We start from the raw sequence: 12924 nt of genomic DNA, 5'->3' as shown, positions 1-12924 counted from the left end.
AGACCACCTATGAGCTGGATTGTTAAACCGTATTTCCTTAATCTTCGCCCCCTCGATACGCTGCACCCAATCTTTTTGCAGGACTGTCGTACTCAAGCCTTCCCCAAGGTCAACCACGGTCCTTTTTTATTCCCGCCGGCAATCCGGCGTTCCGCGCCCGGTGTTCAGGGCCGGTCAACAGGAGCAGGTCATGTCTGAAGTCCGTCATTCGCGAGTGATTATTCTCGGTTCCGGCCCTGCCGGTTACAGCGCTGCGGTCTATGCCGCCCGTGCCAACCTCAAGCCGCTGCTGATCACCGGCATGCAAGCCGGCGGTCAACTGACCACCACCACCGAAGTCGACAACTGGCCGGGCGACGTCCACGGCCTGACCGGCCCGGCGTTGATGGAGCGTATGAAAGAGCACGCCGAGCGTTTTGAGACCGAGATCGTTTTCGATCACATCAATGCCGTGGACTTTGCTTCCAAGCCGTACACCCTGATCGGCGACAGCGCGAAGTACACCTGCGACGCGCTGATCATCGCGACCGGCGCCAGCGCTCGTTACCTGGGCCTGCCGTCCGAAGAAGCGTTCATGGGCAAAGGCGTGTCGGCCTGCGCGACCTGCGACGGTTTCTTCTATCGCAACAAGCCAGTGGCTGTGGTCGGCGGCGGCAACACCGCGGTTGAAGAAGCCCTGTACCTGGCCAACATCGCCAGCAAGGTGACCCTGATCCACCGTCGCGAAACCTTCCGCGCCGAGAAGATCCTGATCGACAAGCTCAATGCCCGGGTTGCCGAAGGCAAGATCGAGCTGAAACTGAACTCGAACCTGGACGAAGTCCTGGGCGACAACATGGGCGTGACCGGTGCTCGCCTGAAGAACAACGACGGCAGCTTCGACGAGCTGAAAGTCGACGGCGTGTTCATCGCCATCGGCCACACCCCGAACACTTCGTTGTTCGAAGGTCAGCTGACGTTGAAAGACGGCTACCTGGTGGTGCAAGGCGGCCGTGAAGGCAACGCCACGGCGACCAGCGTCGAGGGTATCTTTGCCGCCGGTGACGTGGCTGACCACGTTTACCGTCAGGCGATCACCTCGGCCGGCGCTGGCTGCATGGCTGCGCTGGATACCGAGCGTTACCTGGACGACCTGCAGAACGCCAAGTTCTGAGATCGTTGAAATGAAAAAACCGGCCTCGGCCGGTTTTTTTGTGCCCACACAAATGTCCGATCAACCTTGTGGGAGCGAGCCTGCTCGCGAAAGCGGTGTGTCAGTCGACATCAATGTTGAATGATAAGTCGCTTTCGCGAGCAGGCTCGCTCCCACAGGGGAAGTGTTGCACCCTCAGCCCCTGAGTCGCTCCTGAACGAAGTCCATCACCTTCAGCGATTGATAGATCGCATTGGCGGCCACCCGCCCGAACGGCCCGCCATTCCAGTCCAGCAAATACGGCTTGAACAACTCATACCGCTTCGTTTCCCCGCACACGGCCTCGGCAATCACCCGTCCACCAATCGAGCCGGTATTCAGACCGTGACCGCCAAATGAAGTACAGGCCCAAACACCCGGCTCCAATAACCCCAGGTTGGGCATTTTATTGGTGGAGTAACCCATCAGACCGGACCAGGCCAATTCAATTTTTACCGGTGCCAGTTGCGGGTAGACCGACACCATGTCGGCCTTGAGCATGGCTGCCAGGGCCTGTTCATTCTGTTCGTTGCGGGTGGTAATGCGTCCGCCCCACAGCAGTCGGTCGCCTTCGACGATGCGGTAGTAGTCAGACGCGCGACGGTCATCGGAAAAAGCCGCGCCGGAGTCGAGGACGTTTTTGATCGTGTCGCCCAGGTGTTCGGTCAACACCACGTAGGTGGCGATGGGCAGGTATGCGCGGCTGAGTTTTTGCAACTCGGGGCCGCCATAACCGCCGGCGCAGAACACCAGGTCCTTGCAGCACACAGTGCCGTGCGCGGTCTTGATGATTTTGTCGCTGCCTTCGCGGTGCCAGGCGAGCATCTTCGATTGCTCGAAAATCCTGCCTCCCGCCGTTTCGATGGCCAGGGCCAGGCCCAGGCAATAATTGAGCGGGTGGAAATGCAGGGCGTTCGGGTCTTCGACGCCTTGGAAATAGCGCAACGTGTGTGCCCGTTCGCGGACCTGCGCGGTGTCGAGAAAGTTGAGTTCGTACCCGAAATCGCGGCGCATGGCGTCAATGTGGTTTTTCACACCTGCACCGTCGTCGTAGCGCTTGACCCGAATCGTGCCCGCCGACGGCGTGCAACCGCTCAGGGCCAATTCAGCAATATTGCGGCGGACAATCTCCACGCCTTCGACCGACATCTGGAACAGCGCCTTGGCGTGCTCCAGCCCAAGTTTTTTGCGAATCGCTCCAGACCCTTCCGCCCAGCCCGGCGAGACCACGCCGCCATTGCGGCCCGACGCGCCCCAAGCGACCTGATGGCCTTCGAGGATGATCACGCGCTTGCCGCGACGGGTCAGCTCAAGGGCCGCGGTGAGGCCGGCGATGCCGGCACCGATGATGCACACGTCGCAGGTTTCGTCCGTGTTCAATTCGGACCTCGCCGGGCGAGGCAGCGAGGTCTGGGAATACCAGGTGTTTGGGAAGGACATGGTCAATCCTTGAAGAGTCGGTTCTCTGTGGGAGCGAGCAGGCTCGCTCCCACAGAAGGGGGGCGTTTACTTGATGGTCGAGTAGTCGACGCCGTACCACTTGTCCGACAGCTTGGTCAGCGTGCCGTCCTTGTGCATTTCGCCGATGATTTCGCCCAGCTTGGCCTTCAACTCCGGGTCACCCTTGTCGGTGGCAACGGCCAACGGTTCGTAGAACACCACGCCGTTGTCGACGGCGCGCAACGGATAACCCTTCTTGACGGCTGCATCCAGCGTGCTGCGTTGCGTGAGGATGGCGTCCAGTCGGGTACCGTCGCCCAGGCGCAGATCGTCGAGTGGGCCGACGGAGCCGGAGTAAGTTTTCATTTTCTCGGTTTTGACGTCGTAGACGACTGGCGGCACGTCAGTGGTTTCGATGGCCAGCGCCTGGCTGAAGTAATCCTCGGACGTGGTGCCGCCTTCGACGCCGATGGTTTTGCCATTGAGGGCTTTGTGGTCGGTGACCGTGGATTTGTTGTGCACGGCAAACACATAGGGAACGTAGTAATAGGTCCCCGGGAAATCGAGAATCCGCGCACGACTTTTGGTCGCGGTCATCGAGCCCACAGACACGTCCCATCGGCCATTCCACTTGCCGGCGGTGATCACGTCCCAGTCGGGTGTGATGAATTTGGCCTCGACGCCGAGACGCTTGGCGATCTCTTTGGAAACATCAATGTCAAAACCGTCGATTTCGTTTTTGTCATTGATAAACCCCTGGGGTGGCCAGGTAGCCGAGGTGGCGACGGTCATCGTTTTGCTGCTCTGGATCTTGTCCAGTACGGCTCCGGCATTGGCGACGCCAACAAACAACAGTGACAGGGAGGCTGCGAGGGTGATTGCGCGTTTTCTACTGAGCATGTCCATCTCCACTTTTCGTTATTGTTATGCGGGGGGTAAAGCGCTTCTCAGTGACCGATGATTTGCGACAGGAATTTCTGCGCGCGTTCGGTCTGCGGGTTGTTGAAAAACTCGGCCGGGGTGGCTTGTTCGATGACCTGGCCCTGATCCATGAACAGCACCCGGTCAGCGACCTTGCTGGCGAAGCCCATCTCGTGGGTCACGCAAATCATGGTCATGCCGTCGGTGGCCAGTTCGCTCATGACGTCCAGCACTTCATGGACCATTTCCGGGTCCAGCGCGGAGGTCGGTTCGTCGAACAGCATCACTTTCGGATTCATGCACAGCGCCCGGGCAATCGCCACGCGTTGCTGCTGACCGCCGGACAGTTGCGACGGATACTTGTGCGCGTGTTCGGCAATGCGCACCCGTTCGAGGTAAACCTGTGCGCGCTTTTTCGCCTCGGCAGACGACACGCCTTGCACCAGTTGCGGGGCCAGGGTCAGGTTGTCGATCACACTCAAGTGCGGGAACAGATTGAAGCTCTGAAACACCATGCCGATTTCGCTGCGCACGGCGCTGACACTTTCCGCTTCGCTGGTGAGGGTGATGCCGTTGACCTGGATGTGGCCTTTCTGGAAATTTTCCAGGTGGTTGATGCAGCGAATCATCGTCGACTTGCCAGAGCCCGACGGTCCGCATACCACCAGAATTTCCCCGGTGGCGACAGTCAGGTCGACATCGCGCAAGGCGTGAAAATTGCCGTACCACTTGTTCAGGCCCGTGATCGAAATCATCGAAGGGCCGGGCTGTGCAGTCACGGCCAGGTCGAGTTGTTCAGCGGTATTGGTTCGAGTCATCACGTATCAGCCCCTTGCCGTGGAACGGTTGACCCGTTTTTCGATGCGCGCCTGCACCCGTTCGAGAATGAACGACAGCGCCCAGTAAATCATCGCCGCAGTAATCAGCATCTCCAGGTGGCGGAAGTCGGCACGGCCCTGGGTCTTGGCCAGGTACATCAGTTCCCAGACGCCGATCACCGACACCAGCGAACTGTCCTTGAGCATGGCGATGAATTGGTTACCGGTCGGTGGAATGATCACCCGCAAGGCCTGGGGCATGATCACGCGGCTGAGGGTTTTGAACGGGCTGATATTCAGCGCTCGTGATGCTTCCCACTGACCGACCGGAATGCTCTGGATACCGGCGCGGAAAATTTCGGTCATGTAGGCGCCGTAGCACAGCGACAGCGCAAGGATGCCGGCCGGCACTGCGTCAACCACATAGCCGAGTTGCGGCAGGCCCAGGTAAATCAGGTAGATCTGGATCAGCAGCGGCACGCCGCGAAAGAACGAGGTGTAGAACGAGGCGAGCGCATTGGCCAGGCCGTTGTTCGACAGCTTTGCCACCGCGCCGATCAATGCCAGGACAAACGCGATCACAATGGCCACGGCAGAGATATACAAGGTGGTTGCGGCGCCCTGGATGATCAGGAAACCGACCTTGTCGAGAATGAAACTGTAGGAGAGGTCGAAGGTGTCGAAGAATGCCAGAAACAGAATCAGCAACTCGACCCACACCACCGTGGTTTGTACCTTGAACTTCAAGCGCCCGAGCACATGGAAGTTCAGTGTGCCCAGTGCGGCGATGCCCAGGCCAATGGCAATGTTGCGAGCGGTCAGGCTGTCCGGGGCATTGCCCAGCAGCGGTTGCAGAAAGTGACTGAGTGCGCTGTTACCCAGGTTCATCAGGTAGGAGCCGAGAAACAGCACCACGGCTACGCCGAGCAGGAATTGAGGATCGTTAGACTTTTTCTTATAAATTATATTGTCGTGATACATAACTGCCTCAGTTTGTAGGTGGTGACGATCTCGCTGGGTAAAGGGGGCTTTGGTCAGTATTGCGACGCGAATTCAGGGACAACAAGCGACCATAATTCGCTATGTCAGTCCCTGAGCTCATTTTGCAATCAGGATAGTTTCGCGAGGCATGCCTCAAGGATGTCGAGCCCTTCCTCCAGCACCGAGGCTTCGGTGGTCAATGGCGCCAGCAGGCGGATGATGTGGCGCGACTTGCCGCTGGGCATCAGCAGCAGGCCTGCCTCTCGAGCCAGTGTCAGCAGTTGCGTCAACTGGGCCGGCGCCGGTGTGCCATCGGCATGGGCCAACTCGATGCCGCGCATCGCGCCAACGCCGGTCAAACGCCCCAGATACGGAGAAAGTTTGCTGTCGCGCCAGGCTTGGTAGCGGCTGACGATCGCTTCCTCCTGCTGTGTGCCCCAGGCTTGCAGGTTGGCATCCGTCATTTCATCCAGCGTCGCCAAACCGGCGGCGCAGGCGATGGGATTGCCCGAGTAAGTGCCGCCCAGACCGCCCTTGGGCAACGTGTCGAGCAACGCCTTGCGCCCGACCACCGCACCCAGCGGCACGCCGCCGGCAATGCTTTTACCCAGCAGGATCAAATCCGGCTCAATGCCCAGTCGCGAAAACGCAAAGCGCTCGCCGGTGCGGCCGAAGCCAGACTGGATTTCATCGGCAATCAGCAGGATGTTCTTTTCATCGCAGAACTTACGAAGTGCTTGGGCGAACTCCACGTCCATCGCGAGGAAGCCCGCTTCACCCTGCACCGGTTCAACGATGAAACAGGCCACGTCTTCAACGTCGATTTCGACGCTGAACAGTCGGTCCATGGCCTTCAGCGCTTCAGCGCAGGTTACGCCGTTATCCTTGCTCGGGTAGGGCAAGTGAAACACCGGGCCGGGTAGCACGCCGACTTTCTGTTTGTAGGGGGCGACCTTGCCGTTGAGGTTGAGGGTGGCGAGGGTGCGCCCGTGGAAGGCGCCGTCGAAGGCGATCACGGCAGTGCGGCCAGTGGCGCCACGGACGATCTTCAGGGCGTTTTCCGCGGCTTCCGCGCCGCTGTTGGTGAGCATGCCGCTGACCGGGTAATCCACCGGCATGAACGCGGTCAGGCGCTCCATCAGTTCGAGGTAGGGCACATGCGGGGCGGCGTTGAACGCGTAGTGGGTCAGGCGGGTGGCTTGTTCGCGAATGGCGTCGACGATGCGCGGGTGGCAATGGCCGAGGTTCAGCACGCCGATGCCACCGACGAAGTCGATGTAGCGTTTGCCATCGGTGTCCCAGACCTCGGCATTTTTGCCGTGGCTGAGTGTGACAGGATGAACGATGTTGATCGACCGGCTGATGGATTCGCTGCTCATGGATGACCGACTCTGAAGAAGGGATGCTTCTTTTTATCTAAGCCGTGAGCAGCGGTTTGGGGCAAACGAAATAAAGTGGCCGGGTCAATCTTAAAAGTCGGGATGTTGCCTGACGAGGGGGCTCCCTCGCCACAGGTTCAGTGTCGCTTGTGAGGTGTTGTGTAGGCTTTGATCAGCGACGAGTGAGCGGTTGTTGCGCGAACTTCACACCGGCCAATCCATGAGCAATCAGCGCGCGGATATTGCCGTGATCGCTGCCTTCAGGCGTTGCCACCACCGAGCGGTAATGCTCGCCAAATGCCAACAGCGCTTCTTCATCGCTCAGGCCTTCCAGCAGCGCCAGACCCAGGGTCTTGCACGAACCTTCATTCTGACCGGCCGCGTTTTCTACGCCGCCGTTGTTGAAGGCCTGGGGTTGATAGTCGTAACCGGCGGCGATGAAGGCCAGTGTGTCGGCAAAGACGTGCTCGCCGCTCTTGAGGCTGGCGCGCAGGGTGTTCAAATCACTCATTGGGTTTTCCTTTGGCGAACGCCGCCTGTTGTTCGGCGCTGGCTTCTTGCTGGTATTGGGCTTTCCATTCGGCGTACGGCATGCCGTAAACCACTTCGCGGGCGTCATCGAGGCTGACGTCGATCTGGCGTTCGTCGGCAGCGGCCTTGTACCACTTGGACAGGCAGTTGCGGCAGAAACCGGAGAGGTTCATCAGGTCGATGTTCTGCACATCCTTGCGGCTGTCCAGATGGGCCACCAGCCGGCGAAAGGCGGCGGCTTCAAGTTCCAGGCGTTGTTGATCGGTCATGGCGGGCTCTGTGCGGTCGAATCGTGCGCGGATGATAAAAGTCTGGCGAACAATGCGCCAGACGCGGTCAGCGGCTCGCCGCCAGGGTAATCGACACCGATTCGGCGAATCGCAGGGCGTGAGGTTTATCGACTTCCACCTCGGCGTACAGCACCGACGTGTTGGCCATGACCAGATCGAGGATTTCCTGGGTCAGGCGTTCCAGCAGCGCAAATCGATTGCCTTCAACGTGGGCGATGATTGCCTTGGTGATGGTCCGGTAGTTCAGCGCGTGATCGATGTCGTTATCGCGCACCGCTTCCTGGGCCGCATACAGGATGCTCAGGTTGATCAGCACATCCTGCTTGTTGAGGATTTCATCCTCGTTGATTCCGATGTAGGTCCGCAGGCACAGGTCCTTGACCCGGATGCGTGCCATGCCTGGTTGAAGTTGTGGCATTACGACGTGCTCCGTCCAATCAATTGCAGGAACTCCTGACGGGTGTTGCTCGACTCGCGGAAGGCGCCGAGCATCACCGAGGTGTTCATGGTTGAATTCTGTTTCTCGACACCGCGCATCATCATGCACATGTGTTTGGCTTCGATGACCACCGCGACGCCTGCCGCGCCGGTCACCTGTTGCACCGCGTCGGCGATTTGCCGGGTGAGGTTTTCCTGGATTTGCAGGCGACGGGCGAACATGTCCACCAGTCGCGCAATTTTCGACAGGCCCAGCACCTTGCCCGTTGGAATATAAGCCACATGGGCCTTGCCGATGAAGGGCAGCAGGTGATGTTCGCAGAGCGAGTACAGCTCGATGTTGTCGACGATGACCATTTCATCGTTGTCAGAGGCGAAGAGCGCGCCGTTGACGATCTCTTCGACACTTTGTTCGTAGCCATGGCAGAGGTACTGCATGGCTTTGGCCGCGCGCGCCGGGGTGTCGATCAGGCCTTCGCGATCCGGGTTTTCACCGAGTCCGATGAGGATCTCGCGGTAGCTTTGGGACAGCGCGTTCTGGGGCAGGATCAGCGTCATGGAGCATCCTCGCGGGGCATCTTATTTGATGTGCCTTCCGCCATTGACGGTCAGGGTGGTGCCGGTGACATAGGGGTTGTCGAGCAAGTAGCGCAGGCTCTGGTAGATCACTTCGCTGCCAGGTTCGATGCCCAGCGCGGACTTGGCCAGCGCCTTGGCGCGGTAAGCCGCGTCGTCCTCGGGGTTGAACATTAGCAGGGCCGGCGCGATACCGTTGACCTTGATTGTCGGCGCGTATTTCGCAGCGAAGGACAGCGTCAGGCTGTCGAGCCCGGCTTTGCTGGCGCAGTAACCGATGTGCCGGCTGCTGCCCTTGCGCGTCACGTCATCGCTGATGTGCACAATGTCCGCCGGGTGTGAGCGTTGCAGCAAGTCGGCACAGTGCAGGTTGATCAGGTAGGGCGCAAGCATGTGCACGCTGAACATGCGGGTGAAGGCTGCAGCGTCGTTGTCCGGCGTTTCGCTCAGCCATTCGGAGGCGTTGTGGACAATCGCCCGCAGGCTGTCGGTGTGAGTTTTCAGATCGGCAATGAACGCCAGGATCCCGGCTTCAGTGGAAAAGTCGGCAAACACTGCGATAGCGCCCAGATCGCGCAATGCCTGGACGCCGGGGCGCTCGCTGCGGTAGCTGAAGATCACCCGATGGCCGTCTTCAATCAAACGCTGCGCACAATGCAGTCCGACACGCTGGCCGGCACCGGTGATGAGGATGGGGGCTGCGGAAGAGGTCATGAACGGCTCGCGTCGCGGTAAGAGCAAAACTATACCAGCGACGGGAGGCGTGTACCTAGGTTGGTGACGGCTTAGCGGTTCTGCGTGGAAGGCTGGACGGTCAATGGCCGTGCCGGTGTGCTGTTCAGCCAGTTGGCCAGCAGACGGGTCGACAAGGGAATGAAGAAGTAGACCATCAACGGCGTCAGGCACAGCGTGCTGACAAGCACCCGTGGCAGCAGGCTCACTTCGTTCAGCAAAGGCCCCAGGATAAAGTTGAACAACAGGGACACCGGAAAGAACGCCAGCCAGATCGCCACGGCCTGTTTCCAGCGTGGCGGGCGCTGACCGACCGCGCCGAACCAGCCTTCGATGCCGCTGACGCGATGTTCCGTCTTGTGGGCGAACAGGTCACTGCCACGCGCCAGCCACGCCGTGCGCGACGCGGAGTGCTCCCAAGCGTGCATGGTCTGCTCATCGGCAAAGCGGAAAATAATCTGGAATTCGTCATCGTCGGGCGGCGGAGCGAGCACACCAGAGCCGAGATAACCGGGAAAATCGGTAGCCAACTGTTCGCCTTCGCGCAACCAGGCCATCAGGTCTTGATAGCGCCCTTCGGCAACGCGGCGTGCAACCATCAGCGTGACGGGTGAGGTAGACATCATGTATCTCCGTAGACGTTTGCGTTACACCGGGTAGGCGTTTCGCCAGGCACAGCACCGGGGTGGTGGGCTGCGACTTGAGACAAGCAAGGATTATTCCTGAAATTGACTGACATACCAGCGACTTTCGTCGATAACAGGTGTTGAACAGTAATGGGGCATAGGAGTTAGAATGGGATCCAATTTTTGTGCGACGGACGTACATTGCCCAATGCCTGTCCTGACTGACGTTCCTTCTGCTTCCAAGGCAAATCTTTCCGTCGATCGCGAAGAGCTGTTTCCTATTCGCGAGGTGGCACGGCTGACGGGAATCAACCCGGTTACGCTGCGTGCCTGGGAGCGGCGTTACGGTCTGATCCAGCCCACGCGCACTGATAGTGGGCATCGCTTGTACTCGATGGCCGATATCGAGCGCGTTCGCAGTATCCTTGGCTGGATCGAGCGCGGTGTCGCGGTCAGCAAGGTTGGCAAGATCCTGGCCAAGATCGAGCCGCTCAAGGCGCTGGCGCAGATCATTCCCAACGAACTCGTTCACGCTGATTACGAGCAATGGCAGGAACAAGTCGTGGCCGCGGTGAAGGCCTTTGACGAGGTTCGGCTGGAGCAGGTTTATGGGCAGATCTTCTCCAGCTATCCGCTCTCAGTGGTCTTTGAGGACATATTGCTGCCGGTCTGGAAGCGATTGCTGCAGCACCATGAAGCCTTCGGCCTGACGAGCAAATGGCTATTTCTGGACGGCTTTTTACGTTCTCGAGTGCTGCAGCGGCTGCTGCTGGTGCGTGTCATGCAACCGCGTCGAATCATCGTCTGTGGCTTGGCCGACCAAGCCCGTGAACTGGAAGTCCTGGTCACCGCGCTGTACTTGAGCAGTGTCGATTCGGCGATTCAGTTGCTGGCGATTGGTCAGCCCTTCGATGAGTTGACTCTGATCTGTGAACGGGTCAAACCCCAGGCCTTGGTGTTGGTGTCCAATCACGCGCCGACCGCAGAATTGCCTCGGCGGCTGAATCGCCTGGCCATGAGTCTGGATTGTCAGTTGTTGCTCGCCGGTGATGCGTCGGAACTGGCTCAGGAAAGCCTGGCCGGTTCGTCGATCGGTTGTCTGGGGAATGAGGGAACGGTGATGCGCCAGCGTCTGAAACAGTTCCTGGCGGGAAATCTGGATACCTGAGTTTCAGATATGTAGGGCGGGGTGTGTCAGGCGATGTTGCTGAAGGATGTACTGGCGCAGACGTTCGGTTTCGTCCTTGTCAGACTGACTCAATTCGTAGGCGTAAAAACCCTGTTCGGTTTCACGCTCAAAGCTGCCGCGCAATGCAATCCGTTCATAGCCTGAGGGGCTGAACCACAAGGCAAAATGCTTGGGTGGCTTGGTCTTGTTACGCACTTCCAGCAAAACCCCTTTGCACGACACTTCATGCACAAACATTGTGCCTGGTTGGCCTTTGGCATTCTCCAGCGCCACCGGCTCTTCCAGAACCAGGCGCCAAGGACGAACCATCGGTCCGTCTTCGTAAATGCTTGGCACACCCAGACGCAAATGCAGCGCATGAAATTCATCTTCCACCAAGTGCAGGGGGAAGGTCATTTGCTGGTTTTCGAAATTGGCCTGGATGGTGACTTGCTCATGAGCGGCGAGGCGCGTGAGCAAATCACGTATCTGCGAACCACCGTTGACGAGCAGGCTCGACGTCGCATCCCGCACATTGAGCTGCGGGTTGTGTTGCATGGTCTGGATGAAATCCAGCTCATCCTGAGTGAGGAGTGCGTCGCGCTGCATGGCTTGCTCGAAAGATATAGTTACAAAGTCATTGGTGATTGTAGTTAATGACACTTAATTCGCAGTTTTGTTTGCGCCGTTCGTCGCTTTCAGCGCAGATAGTTCAGCAAGCGCTTCGGCCAACTGGGTTTCCAGTTGCACAACGCGCTGCTGCGCTTTGACTTGAATGGTGACGTCCTTTTGCACGCCGACGAAGTAAGTCTGCCCGTCGCTCGGGTTTTTCACCGTCGACAGCGAGAGTTCATTCCAGAAAGGCGTGCCGTCCTTGCGGTAGTTCCTGAGGATTTCCCGGCAGGATCCTTCCTTGTCCAACGCGTCGCGTATGGTTGGAAGCGCTTCCTGATCGCGGTCGCCGGACTGCAAGAAACGACAATCCTGATAGAGGATTTCTTCGCTGGTGTAACCCGTGAGTCGTTCGAACGCCGGGTTGACGTAAATCAGGATGTTGTCCAGCTCGCCTTCCTTTTCGGCAATCACGATGCCGTCGTTGGAAGCGTTGATCACCATTTGCAGCAGTTGAGCATTGATCATCGGAGAGTCCTTTCCGGTTTGATGGTGTGTTGCATTCTAAAAGAACAATGCAGGTCCTGCTGTTAATATCCGGTCTTTCACTCAGTTCCAGGATCAGATTGATGAAAGTCGCCATTATTTCCGGCTCGGTGTACGGCACGGCTGAAGAAGTCGCCCGTCACGCCGCAAGTATTTTGAATGCCGCCGGTTTTGAAACCCTGCACAACCCGCGCGCGTCACTGGCCGATGTCCTGGCGTTCGAACCGCAAGCGTTTCTGGCGGTGACGTCGACCACCGGCATGGGTGAATTGCCGGACAACCTGCAACCGTTGTATTCGATGATTCGCGATCAGTTGCCCGCCGCCTGGCGCGGTCTGCCGGGAGCGGTCATCGCCCTCGGCGATGCGAGCTACGGCGATACTTTCTGTGGCGGCGGTGAGCAAATGCGCGAACTTTTCGGTGAACTGGGGTTGCGTGAAGTGCTGCCGATGCTGCGCCTGGACGCCAGCGAAACGGTGACCCCGGAAACCGATGCCGAGCCCTGGCTGGCAGAATTGGTCAGCGTTTTGCGCGGATGATGAGGCTCGTCATACTTCTGACGAGATCGCTGAACCTGTGCGCTACAGGGTTACTGGCGTCGGTCCTTTGACATGGATCCAGGCTCATTGCGTCACTGACTCGCTAGGCCATCAAGCTGGCTGCCAATGCAACTACACGAAGACTGGGGGCTGACT

Annotated in this window: 16 protein-coding genes; 3 read left to right on the top strand and 13 right to left on the bottom strand. The window is 58.7% G+C overall.

Annotated elements, in window-relative coordinates; all coding sequences use genetic code 11:
• The first annotated feature begins 190 nt into the window (after positions 1–190).
• A complete protein-coding gene (gene trxB, locus AC07N8_RS12030; protein ID WP_140666732.1) occupies positions 191–1153 on the top strand; it encodes a thioredoxin-disulfide reductase in 963 nt (320 codons plus the stop codon).
• 174 nt (positions 1154–1327) lie between these two features.
• Here the strand turns inward: trxB and AC07N8_RS12025 are convergent, their stop codons facing one another.
• The 11 genes from AC07N8_RS12025 to AC07N8_RS11975 all read right to left on the bottom strand — a co-directional run bounded on the left by AC07N8_RS12025 (position 1328) and on the right by AC07N8_RS11975 (position 9900).
• Positions 1328–2611, bottom strand: coding sequence for an NAD(P)/FAD-dependent oxidoreductase (locus tag AC07N8_RS12025; RefSeq protein WP_483842568.1), 1284 nt, complete (start codon positions 2609–2611; stop codon positions 1328–1330).
• 66 nt (positions 2612–2677) lie between these two features.
• Positions 2678–3511 carry a transporter substrate-binding domain-containing protein gene (locus tag AC07N8_RS12020; RefSeq protein WP_027924558.1) on the bottom strand — a complete coding sequence of 278 codons (834 nt, stop codon included), beginning with the start codon at positions 3509–3511 and terminating at the stop codon, positions 2678–2680.
• Positions 3512–3558: 47 nt separating this feature from the next.
• On the bottom strand, positions 3559–4350 hold the full coding sequence (locus tag AC07N8_RS12015; protein ID WP_493143727.1) for an amino acid ABC transporter ATP-binding protein: 792 nt from the start codon (positions 4348–4350) through the stop codon (positions 3559–3561).
• A 6-nt stretch (positions 4351–4356) separates the two neighbouring features.
• Positions 4357–5331, bottom strand: a complete 975-nt coding sequence (locus AC07N8_RS12010; protein WP_027924560.1) for an amino acid ABC transporter permease — start codon at positions 5329–5331, stop codon at positions 4357–4359.
• A 128-nt stretch (positions 5332–5459) separates the two neighbouring features.
• Complete coding sequence (locus AC07N8_RS12005) at positions 5460–6710, bottom strand: 2-aminoadipate transaminase (RefSeq protein WP_493143726.1); 1251 nt, start codon at positions 6708–6710, stop codon at positions 5460–5462.
• Positions 6711–6882: 172 nt separating this feature from the next.
• Entirely contained in the window at positions 6883–7221 is a 339-nt protein-coding gene (locus tag AC07N8_RS12000) for a HopJ type III effector protein (RefSeq protein ID WP_018927180.1), read from the bottom strand.
• Positions 7214–7510, bottom strand: coding sequence for a DUF1244 domain-containing protein (locus tag AC07N8_RS11995; RefSeq protein ID WP_007944633.1), 297 nt, complete (start codon positions 7508–7510; stop codon positions 7214–7216). The genes AC07N8_RS12000 and AC07N8_RS11995 overlap by 8 nt, the downstream gene beginning before the upstream one ends.
• Before the next feature lie 67 nt (positions 7511–7577).
• Positions 7578–7949, bottom strand: coding sequence for a dihydroneopterin triphosphate 2'-epimerase (folX, locus tag AC07N8_RS11990; protein WP_483842572.1), 372 nt, complete (start codon positions 7947–7949; stop codon positions 7578–7580).
• Positions 7949–8527, bottom strand: coding sequence for a GTP cyclohydrolase I FolE (gene folE, locus AC07N8_RS11985; protein WP_483842573.1), 579 nt, complete (start codon positions 8525–8527; stop codon positions 7949–7951). Before folE ends, folX begins: the two co-directional genes overlap by 1 nt.
• Before the next feature lie 21 nt (positions 8528–8548).
• The gene (gene folM, locus AC07N8_RS11980; protein ID WP_493143722.1) at positions 8549–9259 is read right to left on the bottom strand and encodes a dihydromonapterin reductase; all 711 of its coding nucleotides are present in this window, start codon (positions 9257–9259) and stop codon (positions 8549–8551) included.
• Between the two features lie 71 nt (positions 9260–9330).
• Complete coding sequence (locus tag AC07N8_RS11975; protein WP_027924566.1) at positions 9331–9900, bottom strand: antibiotic biosynthesis monooxygenase; 570 nt, start codon at positions 9898–9900, stop codon at positions 9331–9333.
• Between the two features lie 211 nt (positions 9901–10111).
• On the opposite strand from AC07N8_RS11975, the gene AC07N8_RS11970 reads away from it, so the two are divergent.
• Positions 10112–11071, top strand: a complete 960-nt coding sequence (locus AC07N8_RS11970; RefSeq protein ID WP_493143720.1) for a MerR family transcriptional regulator — start codon at positions 10112–10114, stop codon at positions 11069–11071.
• Between the two features lie 3 nt (positions 11072–11074).
• Here the strand turns inward: AC07N8_RS11970 and AC07N8_RS11965 are convergent, their stop codons facing one another.
• Positions 11075–11680 (bottom strand): hypothetical protein, encoded by a 606-nt coding sequence (locus tag AC07N8_RS11965; RefSeq protein WP_483842577.1) that lies wholly within the window; start codon positions 11678–11680, stop codon positions 11075–11077.
• Between the two features lie 54 nt (positions 11681–11734).
• Positions 11735–12211, bottom strand: a complete 477-nt coding sequence (locus AC07N8_RS11960) for a PAS domain-containing protein (RefSeq protein ID WP_483842578.1) — start codon at positions 12209–12211, stop codon at positions 11735–11737.
• Between the two features lie 101 nt (positions 12212–12312).
• On the opposite strand from AC07N8_RS11960, the gene AC07N8_RS11955 reads away from it, so the two are divergent.
• Positions 12313–12768 carry a flavodoxin gene (locus AC07N8_RS11955; RefSeq protein ID WP_493143717.1) on the top strand — a complete coding sequence of 152 codons (456 nt, stop codon included), beginning with the start codon at positions 12313–12315 and terminating at the stop codon, positions 12766–12768.
• Positions 12769–12924 lie beyond the last annotated feature (156 nt).

The sequence above is a fragment of the Pseudomonas sp. GW821-FHT10C09 genome (assembly GCF_059415465.1).
The sequence above is the reverse complement of the archived record's forward strand: the minus strand, read 5'-3'. Positions and strand labels throughout refer to the sequence as shown.

Bases quoted from the DNA above. Each gene is read 5' to 3' on its own strand.
- AC07N8_RS12005 (WP_493143726.1), bottom strand. From the start codon at position 6,710: ATGAGCAGCGAATCCATCAGCCGGTCGATCAACATCGTTCATCCTGTC.
- AC07N8_RS12010 (WP_027924560.1), bottom strand. From the start codon at position 5,331: ATGTATCACGACAATATAATTTATAAGAAAAAGTCTAACGATCCTCAA.
- AC07N8_RS11955 (WP_493143717.1), top strand. From the start codon at position 12,313: ATGAAAGTCGCCATTATTTCCGGCTCGGTGTACGGCACGGCTGAAGAA.
- AC07N8_RS11995 (WP_007944633.1), bottom strand. From the start codon at position 7,510: ATGACCGATCAACAACGCCTGGAACTTGAAGCCGCCGCCTTTCGCCGG.
- AC07N8_RS11975 (WP_027924566.1), bottom strand. From the start codon at position 9,900: ATGTCTACCTCACCCGTCACGCTGATGGTTGCACGCCGCGTTGCCGAA.
- folX (WP_483842572.1), bottom strand. From the start codon at position 7,949: ATGCCACAACTTCAACCAGGCATGGCACGCATCCGGGTCAAGGACCTG.
- AC07N8_RS11960 (WP_483842578.1), bottom strand. From the start codon at position 12,211: ATGATCAATGCTCAACTGCTGCAAATGGTGATCAACGCTTCCAACGAC.
- AC07N8_RS12000 (WP_018927180.1), bottom strand. From the start codon at position 7,221: ATGAGTGATTTGAACACCCTGCGCGCCAGCCTCAAGAGCGGCGAGCAC.
- folM (WP_493143722.1), bottom strand. From the start codon at position 9,259: ATGACCTCTTCCGCAGCCCCCATCCTCATCACCGGTGCCGGCCAGCGT.
- AC07N8_RS11970 (WP_493143720.1), top strand. From the start codon at position 10,112: ATGCCTGTCCTGACTGACGTTCCTTCTGCTTCCAAGGCAAATCTTTCC.
- folE (WP_483842573.1), bottom strand. From the start codon at position 8,527: ATGACGCTGATCCTGCCCCAGAACGCGCTGTCCCAAAGCTACCGCGAG.
- AC07N8_RS12020 (WP_027924558.1), bottom strand. From the start codon at position 3,511: ATGCTCAGTAGAAAACGCGCAATCACCCTCGCAGCCTCCCTGTCACTG.
- AC07N8_RS12015 (WP_493143727.1), bottom strand. From the start codon at position 4,350: ATGACTCGAACCAATACCGCTGAACAACTCGACCTGGCCGTGACTGCA.
- AC07N8_RS12025 (WP_483842568.1), bottom strand. From the start codon at position 2,611: ATGTCCTTCCCAAACACCTGGTATTCCCAGACCTCGCTGCCTCGCCCG.
- trxB (WP_140666732.1), top strand. From the start codon at position 191: ATGTCTGAAGTCCGTCATTCGCGAGTGATTATTCTCGGTTCCGGCCCT.
- AC07N8_RS11965 (WP_483842577.1), bottom strand. From the start codon at position 11,680: ATGCAGCGCGACGCACTCCTCACTCAGGATGAGCTGGATTTCATCCAG.